Origin of the sequence: Amycolatopsis sp., from assembly GCF_036008905.1 — a bacterium.
In the GTDB taxonomy this organism is placed as follows: domain Bacteria; phylum Actinomycetota; class Actinomycetes; order Mycobacteriales; family Pseudonocardiaceae; genus Amycolatopsis.
In genome coordinates, this window is sequence record NZ_DASYMU010000183.1 from 37,595 (window position 1) to 52,211 (window position 14,617).

Consider the following 14,617-nt stretch of genomic DNA (forward strand, 5'->3'; position numbering starts at 1 on the left):
CCCTCGGCGTGTTCGAGAGCTAGTCTCGCGCCGTCGTCTGGTACCCGGCCTGACTCAGCGGGACTGGAACGAGTGAGGGAGTCTTGAGGCATGTGCGTGCACAGGAGTACGCGATGAGGCCCGCCCGGCTAGCCGTGGGCGTGGTGTCCGCCGGCCGCGTGGGCAGCGTTCTGGGAGCTGCTCTGGCGCGAGCCGGGCATACCGTCGTCGGCGCGTCCGGCCTGTCCGCGGCGTCGATCCGGCGGGCGGACCAGTTGCTGCCGGGAGTTCCGCTGCTGCCGCCCGACGAGGTCGTCCGCAAGGCGGATCTCGTCCTGCTGGCGCTGCCGGACGACTCGCTCACCGGCATGATCCGCGGGCTGGTGGCCACCGATTCGCTGCGGCCCGGCCAGATCGTCGTCCATACCTCTGGCGCGCACGGGATCGCGACGCTGAGGCCCGCCGCCGACGTCGGCGCGCTGCCGCTCGCGCTGCATCCCGTGATGACCTTCACCGGGCGCTCCGAGGACCTCGAACGCATCGCGACGTGCAGCATCGGCGTCACGGCCACCGACGGCGACGAGGTCGCCTGGAACGTGGGCGAAGCGCTCGCCGTCGAAATGGGCGCGGAGCCGGTGCGGATCCCCGAATCGGCCCGTGCGCTTTATCACGCGGCGCTGACGCACGGCGCGAATCACCTGATGACACTGGTCGCCGATTGCACCGAGTTACTGCGTGACGCCGGTATCGGGCAGCCGGAACGACTCATCGCGCCACTGCTTTCGGCGGCATTGGATAATGTGCTCAGGCACGGCGATCGTGCGCTGACCGGACCGGTCGCCAGGGGCGATGCCGGAACGGTCCGCGCGCACCTCGCGGTACTGGCGGAGCGCGCACCTGAGGTCGCGCCCGCCTATGCCGCACTGGCCAAACGCACGGTCGCCAGGGCGTCCGGCGCCGGGTTGCTCCCGCCGGATGCCGCCAAAGACCTCTCCGAACTTCTCGACGAGCACGCCGAAGGACAAGACTCCTCATGACCAGCCCGAAATTCACCCGCCATACGCTGAACACTTTCCAGCCGCCGGACGATATCCACCGGGTCACCGGCGCGCTGCGCACAGTGGGACGCAAGGTCGCGCTCGTGCCGACCATGGGCGCGTTGCACGCGGGCCACCTGGAACTCCTGCGCCGCGCGAAGCGGCTGCCGAACATCGTCGTCGCGGCTTCTATTTTCGTGAACCCGTTGCAGTTCGGGGAAGGCGAGGATTTCGACGCCTATCCGCGTCCGCTGGACGACGACCTGGCGAAGCTGTCCGAAGCGGGCGTCGAATTGGCGTTCACCCCGAAGGCCAGTGACCTCTACGCCGAAGGCGCCGCGGTGACGGTGCACCCCGGTCCGCTCGGCGACGAACTCGAAGGAACGGTGCGGCCGGGGCATTTCGCCGGCGTGCTGACCGTGGTCGCGAAGCTGCTCAACATCGTGCGGCCGGATTACGCGTTCTTCGGGGAAAAGGATTACCAGCAGTTGGTGCTCATCAAAAAGATGGTGCGCGATTTGAACATCGACACCAAGATCGTCGGGGTGCCGACAGTGCGCGAGCGGGACGGTCTCGCGTTGTCTTCGCGCAACGTCTATTTGTCCGAGCAGGAGCGGGAAGACGCCGTCGCGCTTTCCGCCGCGCTCACCGCCGGTGCGTACTTCGGCCGGGACGGTGCCGAGGCGGTTCTCCGGGCCGCCCGCGAAACGCTCGCCGCGCGGCCGGCGGTCGAAGTCGATTATCTGGAGTTGAGGGGAACCGATCTCGGGCCCGCGCCCGTCGATGGGGAGGCACGTCTGCTGATCGCCGCCCGGGTGGGGAGCACCCGGCTGATCGACAACGTGCCGGTGCAGCTCGGCTGGGCCGTCAATGACGGCCTGGGATGAAGGGGAGAGACCATCAATGTTCCGCACGATGCTGAAATCGAAGATCCACCGCGTCACCGTGACCCAGGCAGATCTGCACTACGTCGGCTCGGTGACGGTGGACGAGGAGCTCATGGAGGCGGCCGACCTGCTGCCAGGTGAGCAGGTGTCCATTGTGGACATCACTAACGGCGCCCGGCTCGAGACCTACGTCATCAAGGGGGAACGCGGCAGCGGGGTGCTCGGCATCAACGGCGCCGCCGCCCACCTGGTGCACCCCGGTGATCTGGTGATCCTGATCTCCTATGGGCAGATGGATTCCGTCGAGGCCGCCGCCTACGAGCCGCGGATCGTGTTCGTCGACGCCAAGAACCACATCGTCCAGCAGAGCACCGACGCCGGGCACGCGCCGGAGGGTTCCGGGCTGCTCAGCGGCACGGTGACGCTCCCGATGGACGACGACACGGCGACCTTCCCGGTGGCCGAGACGGTCGACGCCGCGCGCCTGGACGCCCTGCTGTCAGCCGAGGGTTGAAAGGGCGTTCCCCACCCGTCTCCCACCACCACCCTCAACGGAGGCACTGCGTGCCACTGCAATGCCCACCCGTCTCCCACCACCACCCTCAACGGAGGCACTGCGTGCCACTGCAATGTTATTAACCATCGATGTAGGCAATACGAACATCGTGCTTGGCCTGTACGCCGGGCAAGGTGACACCGCGAAGCTCGTCGGCGACTGGCGGATGCGGACCGACGCCAGGATGACCGCCGACGAGCTCGCGCTGACCATGCGCGGGTTCCTCGGCGCCCATGCCGACGAGGTCACCGGGATCAGCGCGCTCTCGACGGTGCCCGCGGTGCTTCGCGAGCTGCGTGTCCTGCTGTCCCGGTACTACCCCGGGCTGCCCAAGATCGTCATCGAGCCCGGCGTGAAGACCGGCGTGCCACTGCTCGTCGACAATCCCAAAGAGGTCGGGGCGGACAGGCTGGTCAACACCCTGGCCGCGCACCACCTGCACAAAACGGCCTGTGTGGTGGTCGACTTCGGCACCTCGACCAACGTCGACGCCATTTCCGCGAAGGGCGAGTTCCTCGGCGGGGCTTTCGCTCCGGGTATCGAGATCTCCGTGGACGCGCTCGCGGCCCGCGCGGCGGCGTTGCGCAAGGTCGAATTGGTGCCGCCGCGTTCGGTGATCGGCAAGAACACCGTGGAATGTCTCCAGTCCGGCATTCTGTACGGCTTCGCGGGCCAGGTGGACGGCTTGGTGAAGCGGATCGTGAAGGAATTGGCGCCGGGGCACGGTGAGCGGGTCGCGGTTTTGGCGACCGGCGGACTCGCTCCACTGGTACTGGGTGAATCCGAGACCATCACCGAGCACGTGCCGGAACTGACGTTGCTGGGACTGAGGCTGGTGTACGAACGCAACGTGCGCTGAGTGGGGTTAAACGGGGTAAGAACCCCACTCGGCCGGCCCGGGCAAAAGCGCGTTGGACCGAATGCGAGCCATCGATGACGGCCCGGTCAGCAGATGTTTCCGTGGCCGGGTGTTCCGTATGACGAAATTAACGGTGTCCAACGCCCTATCGGGCAGCGGAATCCGAACACAACGGTCGCTGAATCGTGTTCAACGCCGGAAACACCCCGAAAGCCCGGGTTGTCCGGCCGTGTGAGGTAATCCGGTTGACGTCGTCGGACTGTGGGTTCGTACGCTATACCCATGACCGAAATCCCCGCATCCGAACCCGCGACTGATGACGACCTGCCCGAACAGATGCGGGTGCGCCGTGACAAGCGCGACCGGATAATCGCCGAGGGTATCGATCCTTACCCGGTCGAGGTCCCGCGAACCCACAGTCTGGCCGAGGTGCGTGCCGCCCATTCGGATCTCCCGGTCGATGTCGCGACCGGTGAGATCGTCGGCGTGACCGGCCGGGTCATGTTTATGCGCAATACCGGCAAGCTGTGTTTTGCAAGTCTCCGTGAGGGAGACGGCACCGAGTTGCAGGCGATGATCAGCCTGGCCGGAGTCGGGCAGGACGCGTTGTCGGCCTGGAAAGCGGACGTCGATCTCGGCGACCACGTATTCGTGCACGGTGAAGTGATCACCTCGAAGCGCGGTGAACTCTCCGTCATGGCCGATGGCTGGCGGCTCACCTCGAAAGCGCTGCGCCCGTTGCCGGTGGCCCACAAAGAACTGGCCGAGGAAACGCGAATCAGGCAGCGTTATGTCGACCTCATCCTCCGCCCGAAGGCGCGTGATGTGGTGCGTACCAGGGCCGGCGTGATGCGGTCGCTGCGTGACTCATTTCATCGCCGCGGCTTCACCGAGGTCGAGACGCCGATGTTGCAGACGCTGCACGGCGGCGCCGCTGCCAGGCCTTTCGTCACTCATTCCAACGCGTTCGACCTTGATCTGTTCCTTCGCATCGCGCCAGAGCTGTACCTGAAGCGCTGTGTCGTCGGCGGGATCGAGAAGGTCTTCGAGATAAATCGAAACTTCCGGAACGAGGGAAGCGACTCTTCGCACTCGCCCGAGTTCGCGATGCTCGAGTACTACCAGGCCTACGGCACTTATGACTCCGTCGCGGTGACCACCAGGGAACTGATCCAGGAAGCCGCGGACGCCGCTCTGGGTACTCAGGTCGTCACGCTAGCGGACGGTAGTGAGTACGACCTTTCGGGCGAATGGACGACACTACGGATGTATCCGTCGTTGTCCGATGCCCTCGGGGAAGAGGTGACGCCCGAGACGCCGGCCGCGAAGTTGCTTTCTTTCGCGGAAGCGAAGGGCATCGAGCTCGATCCCAAGTTAGGGCACGGCAAACTGGTCGAGGAACTGTGGGAACACCTGGTGGGAGACCACCTCCACGAACCGACATTTGTGCGTGATTTTCCGCTCGAAACATCGCCGCTGACCAGGCAGCACCGCAGCGAAGCCGGGATCGCGGAGAAGTGGGATCTCTACGTTCGCGGATTCGAACTGGCCACCGGCTACTCGGAGTTGGTGGACCCGGTGGTGGAACGGCAGCGACTCGTCGAGCAGGCCCGACTGGGTGCCACCGGTGATAGTGAAGCGATGCCGCTGGATGAAGATTTTCTGCGTGCGCTCGAGTACGGAATGCCACCAAGTGGTGGAGTCGGAATGGGTATGGACAGGTTGCTGATGGCGCTGACCGGGCTCGGAATCCGTGACACGATCCTCTTCCCGCTGGTTCGGCCCGAATAACCCCCGGCGGTGACAGTTCGCTTCCGGCGACTATCCTGAAACAAGATTTGCGTAATCGTGGGGTAGAGGGTATTAATGTCGTAGGCAATAGCTTCTGTCCGGGGCCATGCCCCGTACCCAGATCCGCCACATGTCCCAGATCCAGCGGAGTATTCGCAGCAGGTCCCAGCAGGAGGAAACTGATGGCACAGAAGGTGCTCGTCTCACTTGTCGACGATCTTGATGGCACCGAGGCCGAAGAGACTGTCGAGTTCGGTTTGGACGGTGTGAGCTACCAGATCGATCTCTCGACCGACAATGCTGAGGAATTGCGCGACGCGCTTGCCCAGTATGTCGAACACGCCCGCCGTGCGGGTGGCCGTAAGCGTGCCGCCGTTCGCCCCACCGCGAAGGTGGCCGCCCGTCCGGCGACCGTCGACCGCGAGCAGAACCAGGCCATTCGCGCCTGGGCCCGCAAGAACGGCTTCCAGGTTTCCGACCGTGGACGTATCCCGTCCGAGGTCGTCGAGGCCTACCACAAGAAGAACTGACCAGGCCGGGCGAAGCTCCGCCTTTTGGGGCCGCGTCCTTTGGGACAGCTGAAGAGGCCGCCGGGAATTCTCCCGGCGGCCTTCTTCGTACCCGCGTCTTCGCGTCCGGGTCGTTCTGTCGCTTTTCTTCAAGACCGCGTGGCGCCGGTAGGGCCGAATAGACGTATGAATGACTTCTATCCCTTGCTGACCCCGGCCGCGCGCGAGTTCAAGCAACTGGCGGCATCGGTCGGCGAAGGCCAGATGACCGCGCCGACCCCGTGTGCCGAATACGACGTTCGCGGACTGGTGAATCACCTGCTGTTCTGGGGCCCCTGGCTCGAGGCCGCGGCGCGTAAAGCTCCCGTGCCCACCGAGACGCGTGGGGAGTCCGAAGTCGATCTCACCACCGGAGCCTGGGCAGCGGCTTTGGAGGAGCAGGTGGATGGCCTGGTCGACGCGCTGGGTCTTCCCGGGGCATGGGACGGCATGACGAAGATGGGCGGCGGTGAGCTGCCGGCGTCGATGATCGGTGAAATGGTGCTCGGCGAGTTCGTGGTGCACGCCTGGGACCTGGCCAAGGCGACCGGACGGCCCTGGACCTGTGACGACGAGGTCGCGGCCGGCGCCTATGCGGCGATGGCCGGAATGGCCGACCAAGGGCGTCAGATGGCCATCTTCGGCGCTGAAGTGCCCGTTCCCGCCTCCGCGCCGCCCTTGGCGCGACTGCTGGGCCTCACCGGCCGCGATCCCGCCTGGACGCCCTGAGCGGCTTCGAGGGGTGAGCGTCAGGGTTTGGGGCAGGTACGCGGGCAGGCGTCGCATTCGGACTCGGCCGTCAGCAGGTAGGAGAAGCAGCAGCTTTCGCGGCGGCGGGTCCATTCCCGGTGTCCGGCGGAATCGGTCGTTACGCGCAAAGTGGACGCCGAAGTCAGTGGCGGGAAACGGGATTCGAGCACCATGGCCGCGTCGGCGACACCGGAGCCTTCGGCTTCCTTTGTCTCGCCCTGCAGACCGGCGGACCACAACGAGTTGTCGAGGGCGTCGGTCGCGGCGGCCCAGAGCATCCGCCTGCCGAGTTTGCTGATCGGCCCGTAAGCCCGGACGAACCGCGCGGCGTGCGCGATGTACCTGGCGCGCAGGACGGCGGCGAGTGCGCGCTCGTCGGCGACGACGGTGGCCTGGGGCAGCCCGGAGCCCGGGTCGGTCGGCAGGCAATAGAAGTCGTCGCCGAGGACGGCGAGGCCCTCGGGGTGCGGCCTGTCGCCGGAGAGCCGGAACGCCAGTTCCTCGGGCCGCAGCGATGGCACGCGGCGTTCGTGGTGAAAGAGCAGGCCGCCGATGTAGGCGGGCACGTGCAGGTACCAGGACATGATGTAGCCGAACGCCGTGCGCCTCGGCGCCTCGCCGTACTCCGCGATCAGCCACTCGCTGAGCGATTTGCCCCAGATCTCGAAGCGCGCCGGGTCGTCCAGCAGGTCCGAGCAGCGCTGCCAGTTTTCGCCCGACGGCAGGTCGAGGCGCAGTTCCCGGCGGTCCTGGAGGTCCTCGAGCCGGTTCAGCGACGCGGCGAGGCTGTCTTCCGGGACCTGGCGCGCAGGCCGGACGGACCGCTGATCGGGCAAGGCGGCCTCCCGTCCGGGTTAGTGTTAGGACTGCCTTACCTTACAGAAAACTCCCGAACTCGCCACCCGGGATCCTCGAACGGTGGTTTTTCCGGAAATGTGCCCTGTTCGCGGTGAGCGGACAACGCGCATCCGGCGGAATCCGGGGCCGGTTTGGCGCGTTGGGCTTGACGTATAGGTACAGGTCAACCGGATGATGAGGCAGCGCCCGCCAAAAGAGTGGGCGTGGAGCGATCGGGCCGCAAACAGCCGTAGTGGTACGCCAGTGCGACCACTTGGCTACTACAGTGGTGTCACGGTGCTGAATCCATCGCGGTGAAAGCACGATGGACTAGGGCCGCCGGCGCAGCAGTCGAGGGAGTGCAAAATGTTCGAAAGGTTCACCGACCGCGCGAGGCGGGTGGTTGTCCTGGCCCAAGAAGAGGCCAGGATGCTCAACCACAATTACATCGGCACCGAGCACATCCTCCTGGGTCTGATCCACGAGGGTGAGGGTGTCGCCGCCAAGGCGCTGGAGTCGTTGGGTATCGCGCTGGAGGGTGTGCGCCAGCAGGTCGAGGAGATCATCGGCCAGGGCCAGCAGGCCCCGTCCGGCCACATCCCCTTCACTCCGCGAGCCAAAAAAGTCCTCGAGCTCAGCCTGCGTGAAGCGCTGCAGCTCGGCCACAACTACATCGGCACCGAGCACATCCTGCTCGGGCTGATCCGCGAAGGCGAAGGCGTCGCCGCCCAGGTGCTCGTCAAGCTCGGCGCCGACCTCAACAGGGTCCGCCAGCAGGTCCTGCAGCTCCTCTCCGGCTACCAGGGCAAAGAGCCCCAGGAGTCCGGCAGCGGGCGCGGCGAAGGCACCCCGTCCTCTTCGCTGGTTCTCGACCAGTTCGGCCGCAACCTGACCGTCTCCGCCCGCGAGGGCAAGCTCGACCCGGTCATCGGTCGTGGCAAGGAGATCGAGCGGGTCATGCAGGTGCTGTCGCGGCGCACCAAGAACAACCCGGTCCTGATCGGTGAGCCCGGCGTCGGCAAGACGGCCGTCGTCGAGGGGCTCGCGCAGAACATCGTCAAGGGCGAGGTGCCCGAGACGCTGAAGGACAAGCAGCTCTACACGCTCGACCTCGGTTCGCTGGTCGCTGGTTCCCGGTACCGCGGTGACTTCGAAGAGCGCCTCAAGAAGGTGCTCAAGGAGATCAAGACCCGCGGCGACATCATCCTGTTCATCGACGAGCTGCACACGCTCGTCGGCGCGGGTGCCGCCGAAGGTGCCATCGACGCGGCCTCGATCCTGAAGCCGATGCTGGCCCGTGGCGAGCTGCAGACGATCGGTGCGACCACGCTCGAGGAGTACCGCAAGTACATCGAGAAGGATGCCGCGCTCGAGCGTCGTTTCCAGCCGATCCAGGTCGGCGAGCCGTCGCTCACGCACACCATCGAGATCCTCAAGGGCCTGCGGGACCGCTACGAGGCGCACCACCGCGTCTCGATCACGGACTCCGCGCTGGTCGCGGCCGCCACCCTGGCGGATCGCTACATCAACGACCGCTTCCTGCCGGACAAGGCGATCGACCTGATCGACGAGGCCGGCGCCCGGATGCGCATCCGCCGCATGACCGCTCCGCCGGACCTGCGCGAGTTCGACGAGAAGATCGCGAACGTGCGCCGGGACAAAGAGTCGGCCATAGACGCTCAGGACTTCGAGAAGGCGGCTCGCCTTCGCGACGAGGAGAAGACCCTCCTCGGCCAGAAGGGTGAGCGGGAGAAGCAGTGGAAGGACGGTGACCTGGACGTCGTCGCCGAAGTCGACGACGAGCAGATCGCCGAGGTCCTCGCCAACTGGACCGGTATCCCGGTGTTCAAGCTCACCGAGGAGGAGACCTCGCGTCTGCTCCGCATGGAGGACGAGCTGCACAAGCGGATCATCGGCCAGGAGGACGCCGTCAAGGCGGTTTCCCAGGCGATCCGCCGGACCCGTGCCGGTCTGAAGGACCCGAAGCGTCCGTCGGGCTCGTTCATCTTCGCCGGCCCCTCGGGTGTCGGTAAGACCGAGCTTTCCAAGGCGCTCGCGGGCTTCCTGTTCGGCGAGGACGACGCCCTGATCCAGATCGACATGGGCGAGTTCCACGACCGCTACACCGCTTCGCGGCTCTTCGGTGCCCCTCCGGGCTACGTGGGTTACGAAGAGGGCGGGCAGCTCACCGAGAAGGTGCGCCGCAAGCCGTTCTCCGTGGTCCTGTTCGACGAGATCGAGAAGGCCCACCAGGAGATCTACAACACGCTCCTGCAGGTCCTCGAGGACGGTCGCCTGACCGACGGTCAGGGCCGCACGGTCGACTTCAAGAACACCGTGCTCATCTTCACGTCCAACCTGGGCACCTCGGACATCTCCAAGTCCGTGAGCCTCGGGTTCTCGTCCGGTGGGGACACCGGCACGAAGTACGAGAAGATGAAGCAAAAGGTCAACGAGGAAATGAAGAAGCATTTCCGGCCTGAGTTCCTCAACCGGATCGACGACATCATCGTCTTCCACCAGCTCACCAAGGATCAGATCATCCAGATGGTGGACCTGATGGCGACGCGCGTCGAGACGCAGCTGAAGGCCAAGGACATGGAGCTCGAGCTGACCGACAAGGCGAAAGCCCTGCTGGCCAAGCGCGGGTTCGACCCGGTCCTCGGTGCCCGGCCGCTGCGTCGCACCATCCAGCGTGAGATCGAAGACCAGCTGTCCGAGAAGATCCTGTTCGGCGAGATCCAGCCGGGCCAGATCATCGTGGTCGACGTCGAAGGCTGGAGCGGTGTCGTCGAGGACAAGGACGACGAGGCGAAGTTCACCTTCCGTGGAGTGCCGAAGCCGACCGAGGTTCCGGACGCTCCGCCCGTCAGCATCGGCGCCGGCAAGGGCGACGAGTCGGGCGAGTCCGAGGTCGACGCGAGCTAGGCAGTAGCCGAAAACGAACTAAGGGCGGTTCCCCACACACGGGGAGCCGCCCTTATTCGTGCGCGTGAGACGATGCTGGGGAATGTCGTGGGGGCACCGCTTGAGGGGGCATTGGTTTGGACGTCTTGGCCGTGGATCTCGGCACGTCGACCACCGTCGCGACCCTTTCGGTTTCGGGCAGGGAAGCGGCTGTGCTCGAGGTCGACGGGTCGGTGACGATGTCTTCGGCGGTGTACGCCGAGCGCGACGGCACACTCGCCGTCGGCCGCGACGCGGAGCGCCGGGCCCGGCTGGACCCGAGCCGGTTCGAACCGAACCCCAAGCGCCGCATCGACGAGGGCACGCTGCTGCTCGGCGGCGACGTCGTGCCGGTGGCCAGCGCGTTCGCCGCGGTGCTGCGCCGCATCGGTGAGGAAGCCGAGCGGCAGCTGGGACATCCGATCGGCCAGCTGCGGATCTCGCACCCGGCGCGCTGGGGTGCCGGGCGTCAGGCCGTTCTGCGTCAGGCGGCGGGGCAAGCCGGGCTGGGCGGCGGGATGCCGGTACTGATCCCGGAGCCGGTCGCCGCGGCGGCGCACTACGCGGCCGGGATCCGCCTGACAGGGCCGATCGCCGTCTACGACCTCGGCGCGGGCACCTTCGATTGCGCGGTCGTCGGCGTCGGCGAGCGGGGATTCACCGTGCTCGCCGAGGCGGGCCTGCCGGATCTCGGCAGCCTGGACATCGACCGGGCGCTCCTGATGCACATCGGGCGCGAGGTGTCGCATTCCGAACCCTCGCGCTGGCAAGCCGTCCTGCGTCCCAAGACCGTTTCCGACCGCCGGATCCGCCGCGCGCTGCTGCAGGATGTGCGGGATGCCAAGGAAAGCCTGTCCCGGCACCCGCAGACCGAGGTGCCGATGCCGGAGCCGTTCCCGGACGTCCTGGTGACCCGGATCGAGCTGGAAGCCTTGGTACGGCCCGGTTTCCTGCGCAGCGCGGAGCTGTTCGCGGCGACGATCCACGCGGCGGGCGTCACTCCGCAGCGCCTCGGCGGGATCTATCTCGTCGGCGGGCCGAGCCGGATGCCGCTGCTGGCGAGCCTGCTGGCCAAACAACTGAGCGTCACCCCGACTACGCAGAATCAGCCCGAAAGCGCTGTGGCTTTCGGGCTGCACAAGGTGCCCGTGGGGGCGCCGCGATTCAGTGGAGTGCGCCCGCGGTGACGTGAAGGTCTTCTTCGACCGTCAGCGCGGTATCGACGAGCACGCCCAGCGCGTCAGCGCACTTGTCGATCGAGAGGCTTGGCGCGGCCGACCCCGCGGCGGCCACCTGCTCGGGGCTGTACGGGACGTGGACGAACCCACCGCGAATTCCGGGAAACTCGGTCGCCAGCAGATGCATGAGCCCGTAGAACACCTGATTGCAGACGAACGTGCCCGCCGTGTGGGACACCGACGCGGGGATGCCGGCTTCCCGAATCGCCGCCACGCAAGCTTTGACCGGCAGCGTCGAGAAATACCCGACCGGCCCGCCGGGCACCACCGGCACGTCGATGGGCTGAGCATCGGCATTGTCCGGGATCCGGGCGTCAGTGAGGTTCACCGCGACGCGCTCAGCAGTGACGTCCGGCCGCCCGCCGGCCTGACCCACGCAGACGACCAAATCCGGCTGGTGCAGCCCGATGGCCGTCCGCAACGTGGAGAGCGAAGTGGCGAACGCGCAGGGAAGTTCAACGGTGATCAAGGATGTACGTCGCTCCGCAAGCAGCGCGACTGCCTGCCAAGACGGATTGACCAGTTCGCCACCAAACGGCTCAAACCCGGTGAGAAGAACCTTCGCCATAACGCCAGGCTACTGGTGACGATGAGGTTGTGGAGGTTGGTGTGGTTACCTTCTCGGCCCGTTCCTGGCTTGGGTGCCCACGGCTTGCTGTCCCCACCTTGGTTCGTCCCGGCTTTGCCGTTGTATGAAGGGATCCTTCCTTGCGGTTTTTGGTATGAAGGGGCCCTTCATGGCGGTCCTGAGGTATGTCGCCATCACTGTGTTTTCGGCGGGTCTGCGCGCTGACGGTTTCGCGTCGCCAGGGCGTGACCAGGTGCGGAAGTCGCGGTTTGTAGCGCGGGCGCCCTGCCGCCGCGAAATCGTGGGCCTTCGGCCGAAAGAGGGCATGCGCTGTGGTTCTTTCGCCTGCCGCCCAATGGGATTACTGCGGTAGCGGGAGACTTGGCTGCGCTTACAACGCAACGAAGGCCACCATGAGGGCGTTTGAGTTCCCCATGGTGGCCTTCAGCGCGCAGGGCTTAGTTCAGGGTGATGGCTTGGGAGGGGCAGATTTCCTGGGCCTGCCGTACTGCCTTGCCGTCGGAATCGGCGGGTTCCGTGGCTAGGACTATCACTAGGCCGTCGTCGTTTTGGTCGAAGACGTCGGGCGCGGACAGGACGCATTGGCCCGCCCCGACGCACCGGTCGGTGTCGATGCTGATGCGCATGGTCGTCCCCTCACCACTTGACCGGCAGCGCGTGCAGGCCGAACAGCACGCCGTCGTACTTGAACGGCAGGTCCTCGATCGGCTCGGCGATCTCCAGGGTGGGAATCCGTTCGAACAGGGTTTGGTAGGCGATCTCCATCTCGGCCCGGACCAGGTTCTGCCCGAGGCATTGGTGCACGCCGTAGCCGAACGCGACGTGGTGGCGGGCGGCGCGGGCGGGGTCGAACTGGGCGGGGCAGCCGAACGCCTCGGCGTCGTGGTTGGCCGCGGCCACCAGTGGGACGATGCCCTCGCTGGCCTTGATGAGCTGACCGCCGATCTCGACGTCCTCGACCGCTACCCGGAGCGCGACCAGGTCGGCGACCGAGTGCAGCCGCAGGAGTTCCTCGACGATCCGTGCGTCGCCGATCCACTCCGGGTTCGACAGCAGTGTGACGACGCCGAGCGAGATGTTGTTCGCGGTGGTTTCGTGGCCGGCGATCAGCAGGAGCATCGCCACCCCGGACAGTTCCTGGGGCGTCATGGTGGCCGACGCCAGCAGCCTGCTGAGCAGGTCGTCGGCGGGCCGTTGCTGTTTGATCGTGATGAGCCGGGTGATGTAGCGCAGGATCTGCTTGCCCGCCGACTCACGTTCCTCGTCGGTCGAGGCGAAGCTGACCAGGACGCGGGTCTTGGCTTCGAAGAAGTCGTGGTCGACGTACGGGACACCCAGCAGCGCGGTGATCACCAGTGACGGCACGGGAAGCGCGAAGTCGGCGACGAGATCGGCCGTGTTCCCAGCGGCGAGCATGGCGTCGATCCGGCCGTCGACGACCCGCTGGATCTCCGGGCGCAGTTCCCTGATCTTGCGCACCGTGAACTCGGGGATCAGCGTCTTGCGGAACCGGCCGTGCTCCGGCGGATCCATGCCCACGAACCAGCCAGGGACCTGGTCCGGCGACGGCACACCGCCGGTGCGGCCGAAGTTCGGGAAGCCGTCGTGGGTCGGGTTCGAGCTGACGCGCCGGTCGGTGAGCACCGCGCGCACCTCCTCGTGCCGCGTCACCAGCCACACCGTCCGCCCGTCGGGCAGGGAGGTCCGCACCAGCCCTGGCCGTGCGCGGATCTCGGCGTATTCGGGCGGTGGGAAGGGGCAACCCGCCCGGCGACCCGGAAAGTCGACGATGTTCTCTTGGACGCTCGTCATTTCCCTGTTTCCCTAGTTCGTCGGTGCTCAGGAGCTGTGGAACTCGCGGATCTTCCCGCAGATGAAGTCCTGGTCGGCTTCGGTGAGCCCGGTGTGCGTGGGCAGGTAGAAGCCGTCCTCGCTGAACTTGCTGGCGTTCAGCGACGGCCAGTCGGGGTCGAGGTAACCGGGTTGCCTGCTCATCGGCTTGAAGAACAACCTGGTCTCGATCCCGGCCCCGGCAAGGAAAGCGCGCAGTTCGTCGCGGCGCTCGGCGCGGAGGTCGTACATCCACAGCACGTTCCTGGGCGGCATCAAGGTGATCCCGCTGATCCCGGCCAGTCCGTCGTCGTAGCGTTTCTCGATTCCCGTTCGCAGGGAAAGGATTTCGTCGAGCTGCTCGGTCTGCGCGAGCGCGACGGCGGCCTGCATGGCCGTCATACGGAAGTTGTAGCCGACCTTCTTGTGCAGGAAGGTGTGGTCCTTGTCGAACGCCATCGCGCGCAGATGCGCCATCTGGTCGGCGAGGTGACCGTCGTTGGTCACGCAGATCCCGCCCTCGCCCGAGGTAATGATCTTGTTGCCGAACAACGAGAAACACGCGATGTCGGCGACCGGGGGCACGCCGTGCGCCTCGGCGGAATCCTCGACGACCCGCAGGTTGTACTCGTAGGCCAGCGTCATGATCGCGTCCATGTCACAGCGCCGCCCGTAGATGTGGACGGGCAGGATGACCTTGGTGCGCGGGGTGATCTTGGCTTCGATGAGCGAGACGTCGATGTTGAGGTCGTCCCCGCAGTCGACGAAGA

Annotated in this window: 13 protein-coding genes and 1 pseudogene; 9 read left to right on the top strand and 5 right to left on the bottom strand. The window is 66.2% G+C overall.

What is annotated here, in order from left to right; genetic code table 11:
* Positions 1–113: 113 nt before the first annotated feature.
* The 7 genes from VGP60_RS30470 to VGP60_RS30500 all read left to right on the top strand — a co-directional run bounded on the left by VGP60_RS30470 (position 114) and on the right by VGP60_RS30500 (position 6,386).
* Positions 114–1,016 (top strand): Rossmann-like and DUF2520 domain-containing protein, encoded by a 903-nt coding sequence (locus VGP60_RS30470; RefSeq protein ID WP_327551582.1) that lies wholly within the window; start codon positions 114–116, stop codon positions 1,014–1,016.
* Positions 1,013–1,903 carry a pantoate--beta-alanine ligase gene (panC, locus tag VGP60_RS30475; protein ID WP_327551583.1) on the top strand — a complete coding sequence of 297 codons (891 nt, stop codon included), beginning with the start codon at positions 1,013–1,015 and terminating at the stop codon, positions 1,901–1,903. The genes VGP60_RS30470 and panC overlap by 4 nt, the downstream gene beginning before the upstream one ends.
* Positions 1,904–1,919: 16 nt before the next feature.
* Positions 1,920–2,417, top strand: a complete 498-nt coding sequence (gene panD / locus VGP60_RS30480) for an aspartate 1-decarboxylase (protein WP_327551584.1) — start codon at positions 1,920–1,922, stop codon at positions 2,415–2,417.
* 115 nt (positions 2,418–2,532) lie between these two features.
* On the top strand, positions 2,533–3,318 hold the full coding sequence (locus VGP60_RS30485) for a type III pantothenate kinase (RefSeq protein WP_327551585.1): 786 nt from the start codon (positions 2,533–2,535) through the stop codon (positions 3,316–3,318).
* Between the two features lie 282 nt (positions 3,319–3,600).
* On the top strand, positions 3,601–5,109 hold the full coding sequence (gene lysS, locus VGP60_RS30490; protein ID WP_327551586.1) for a lysine--tRNA ligase: 1,509 nt from the start codon (positions 3,601–3,603) through the stop codon (positions 5,107–5,109).
* 182 nt (positions 5,110–5,291) lie between these two features.
* Positions 5,292–5,639 carry an Lsr2 family protein gene (locus tag VGP60_RS30495; protein ID WP_327551587.1) on the top strand — a complete coding sequence of 116 codons (348 nt, stop codon included), beginning with the start codon at positions 5,292–5,294 and terminating at the stop codon, positions 5,637–5,639.
* 165 nt (positions 5,640–5,804) lie between these two features.
* Positions 5,805–6,386: a TIGR03086 family metal-binding protein gene (locus tag VGP60_RS30500; protein WP_327551588.1), complete on the top strand. Its 582-nt coding sequence runs from the start codon at positions 5,805–5,807 to the stop codon at positions 6,384–6,386.
* 20 nt (positions 6,387–6,406) lie between these two features.
* Here VGP60_RS30500 and VGP60_RS30505 read toward each other — a convergent pair whose 3' ends face one another.
* Positions 6,407–7,243: an iron-sulfur protein gene (locus VGP60_RS30505; protein WP_327551589.1), complete on the bottom strand. Its 837-nt coding sequence runs from the start codon at positions 7,241–7,243 to the stop codon at positions 6,407–6,409.
* A 367-nt stretch (positions 7,244–7,610) separates the two neighbouring features.
* Between VGP60_RS30505 and VGP60_RS30510 the strand changes: the two genes are divergently transcribed.
* Positions 7,611–10,172 (top strand): ATP-dependent Clp protease ATP-binding subunit, encoded by a 2,562-nt coding sequence (locus VGP60_RS30510; protein ID WP_327551590.1) that lies wholly within the window; start codon positions 7,611–7,613, stop codon positions 10,170–10,172.
* Between the two features lie 116 nt (positions 10,173–10,288).
* Positions 10,289–11,371 (top strand): annotated as a pseudogene (locus VGP60_RS30515) (Hsp70 family protein); the annotation flags it as partial.
* Here the strand turns inward: VGP60_RS30515 and pcp are convergent.
* From pcp to VGP60_RS30535, 4 genes are all read right to left on the bottom strand, one after another.
* Entirely contained in the window at positions 11,355–11,996 is a 642-nt protein-coding gene (gene pcp, locus VGP60_RS30520) for a pyroglutamyl-peptidase I (RefSeq protein WP_327551591.1), read from the bottom strand. The pseudogene VGP60_RS30515 and the gene pcp sit on opposite strands and share 17 nt — an antisense overlap.
* Positions 11,997–12,454: 458 nt before the next feature.
* Positions 12,455–12,643 (bottom strand): ferredoxin, encoded by a 189-nt coding sequence (locus tag VGP60_RS30525; RefSeq protein ID WP_327551592.1) that lies wholly within the window; start codon positions 12,641–12,643, stop codon positions 12,455–12,457.
* 10 nt (positions 12,644–12,653) lie between these two features.
* Positions 12,654–13,829, bottom strand: a complete 1,176-nt coding sequence (locus VGP60_RS30530) for a cytochrome P450 (protein WP_327551593.1) — start codon at positions 13,827–13,829, stop codon at positions 12,654–12,656.
* Positions 13,830–13,856: 27 nt separating this feature from the next.
* Positions 13,857–14,617 (bottom strand): DegT/DnrJ/EryC1/StrS family aminotransferase (locus VGP60_RS30535; RefSeq protein ID WP_327551594.1); only part of this gene is annotated, 761 nt, incomplete at its 5' end.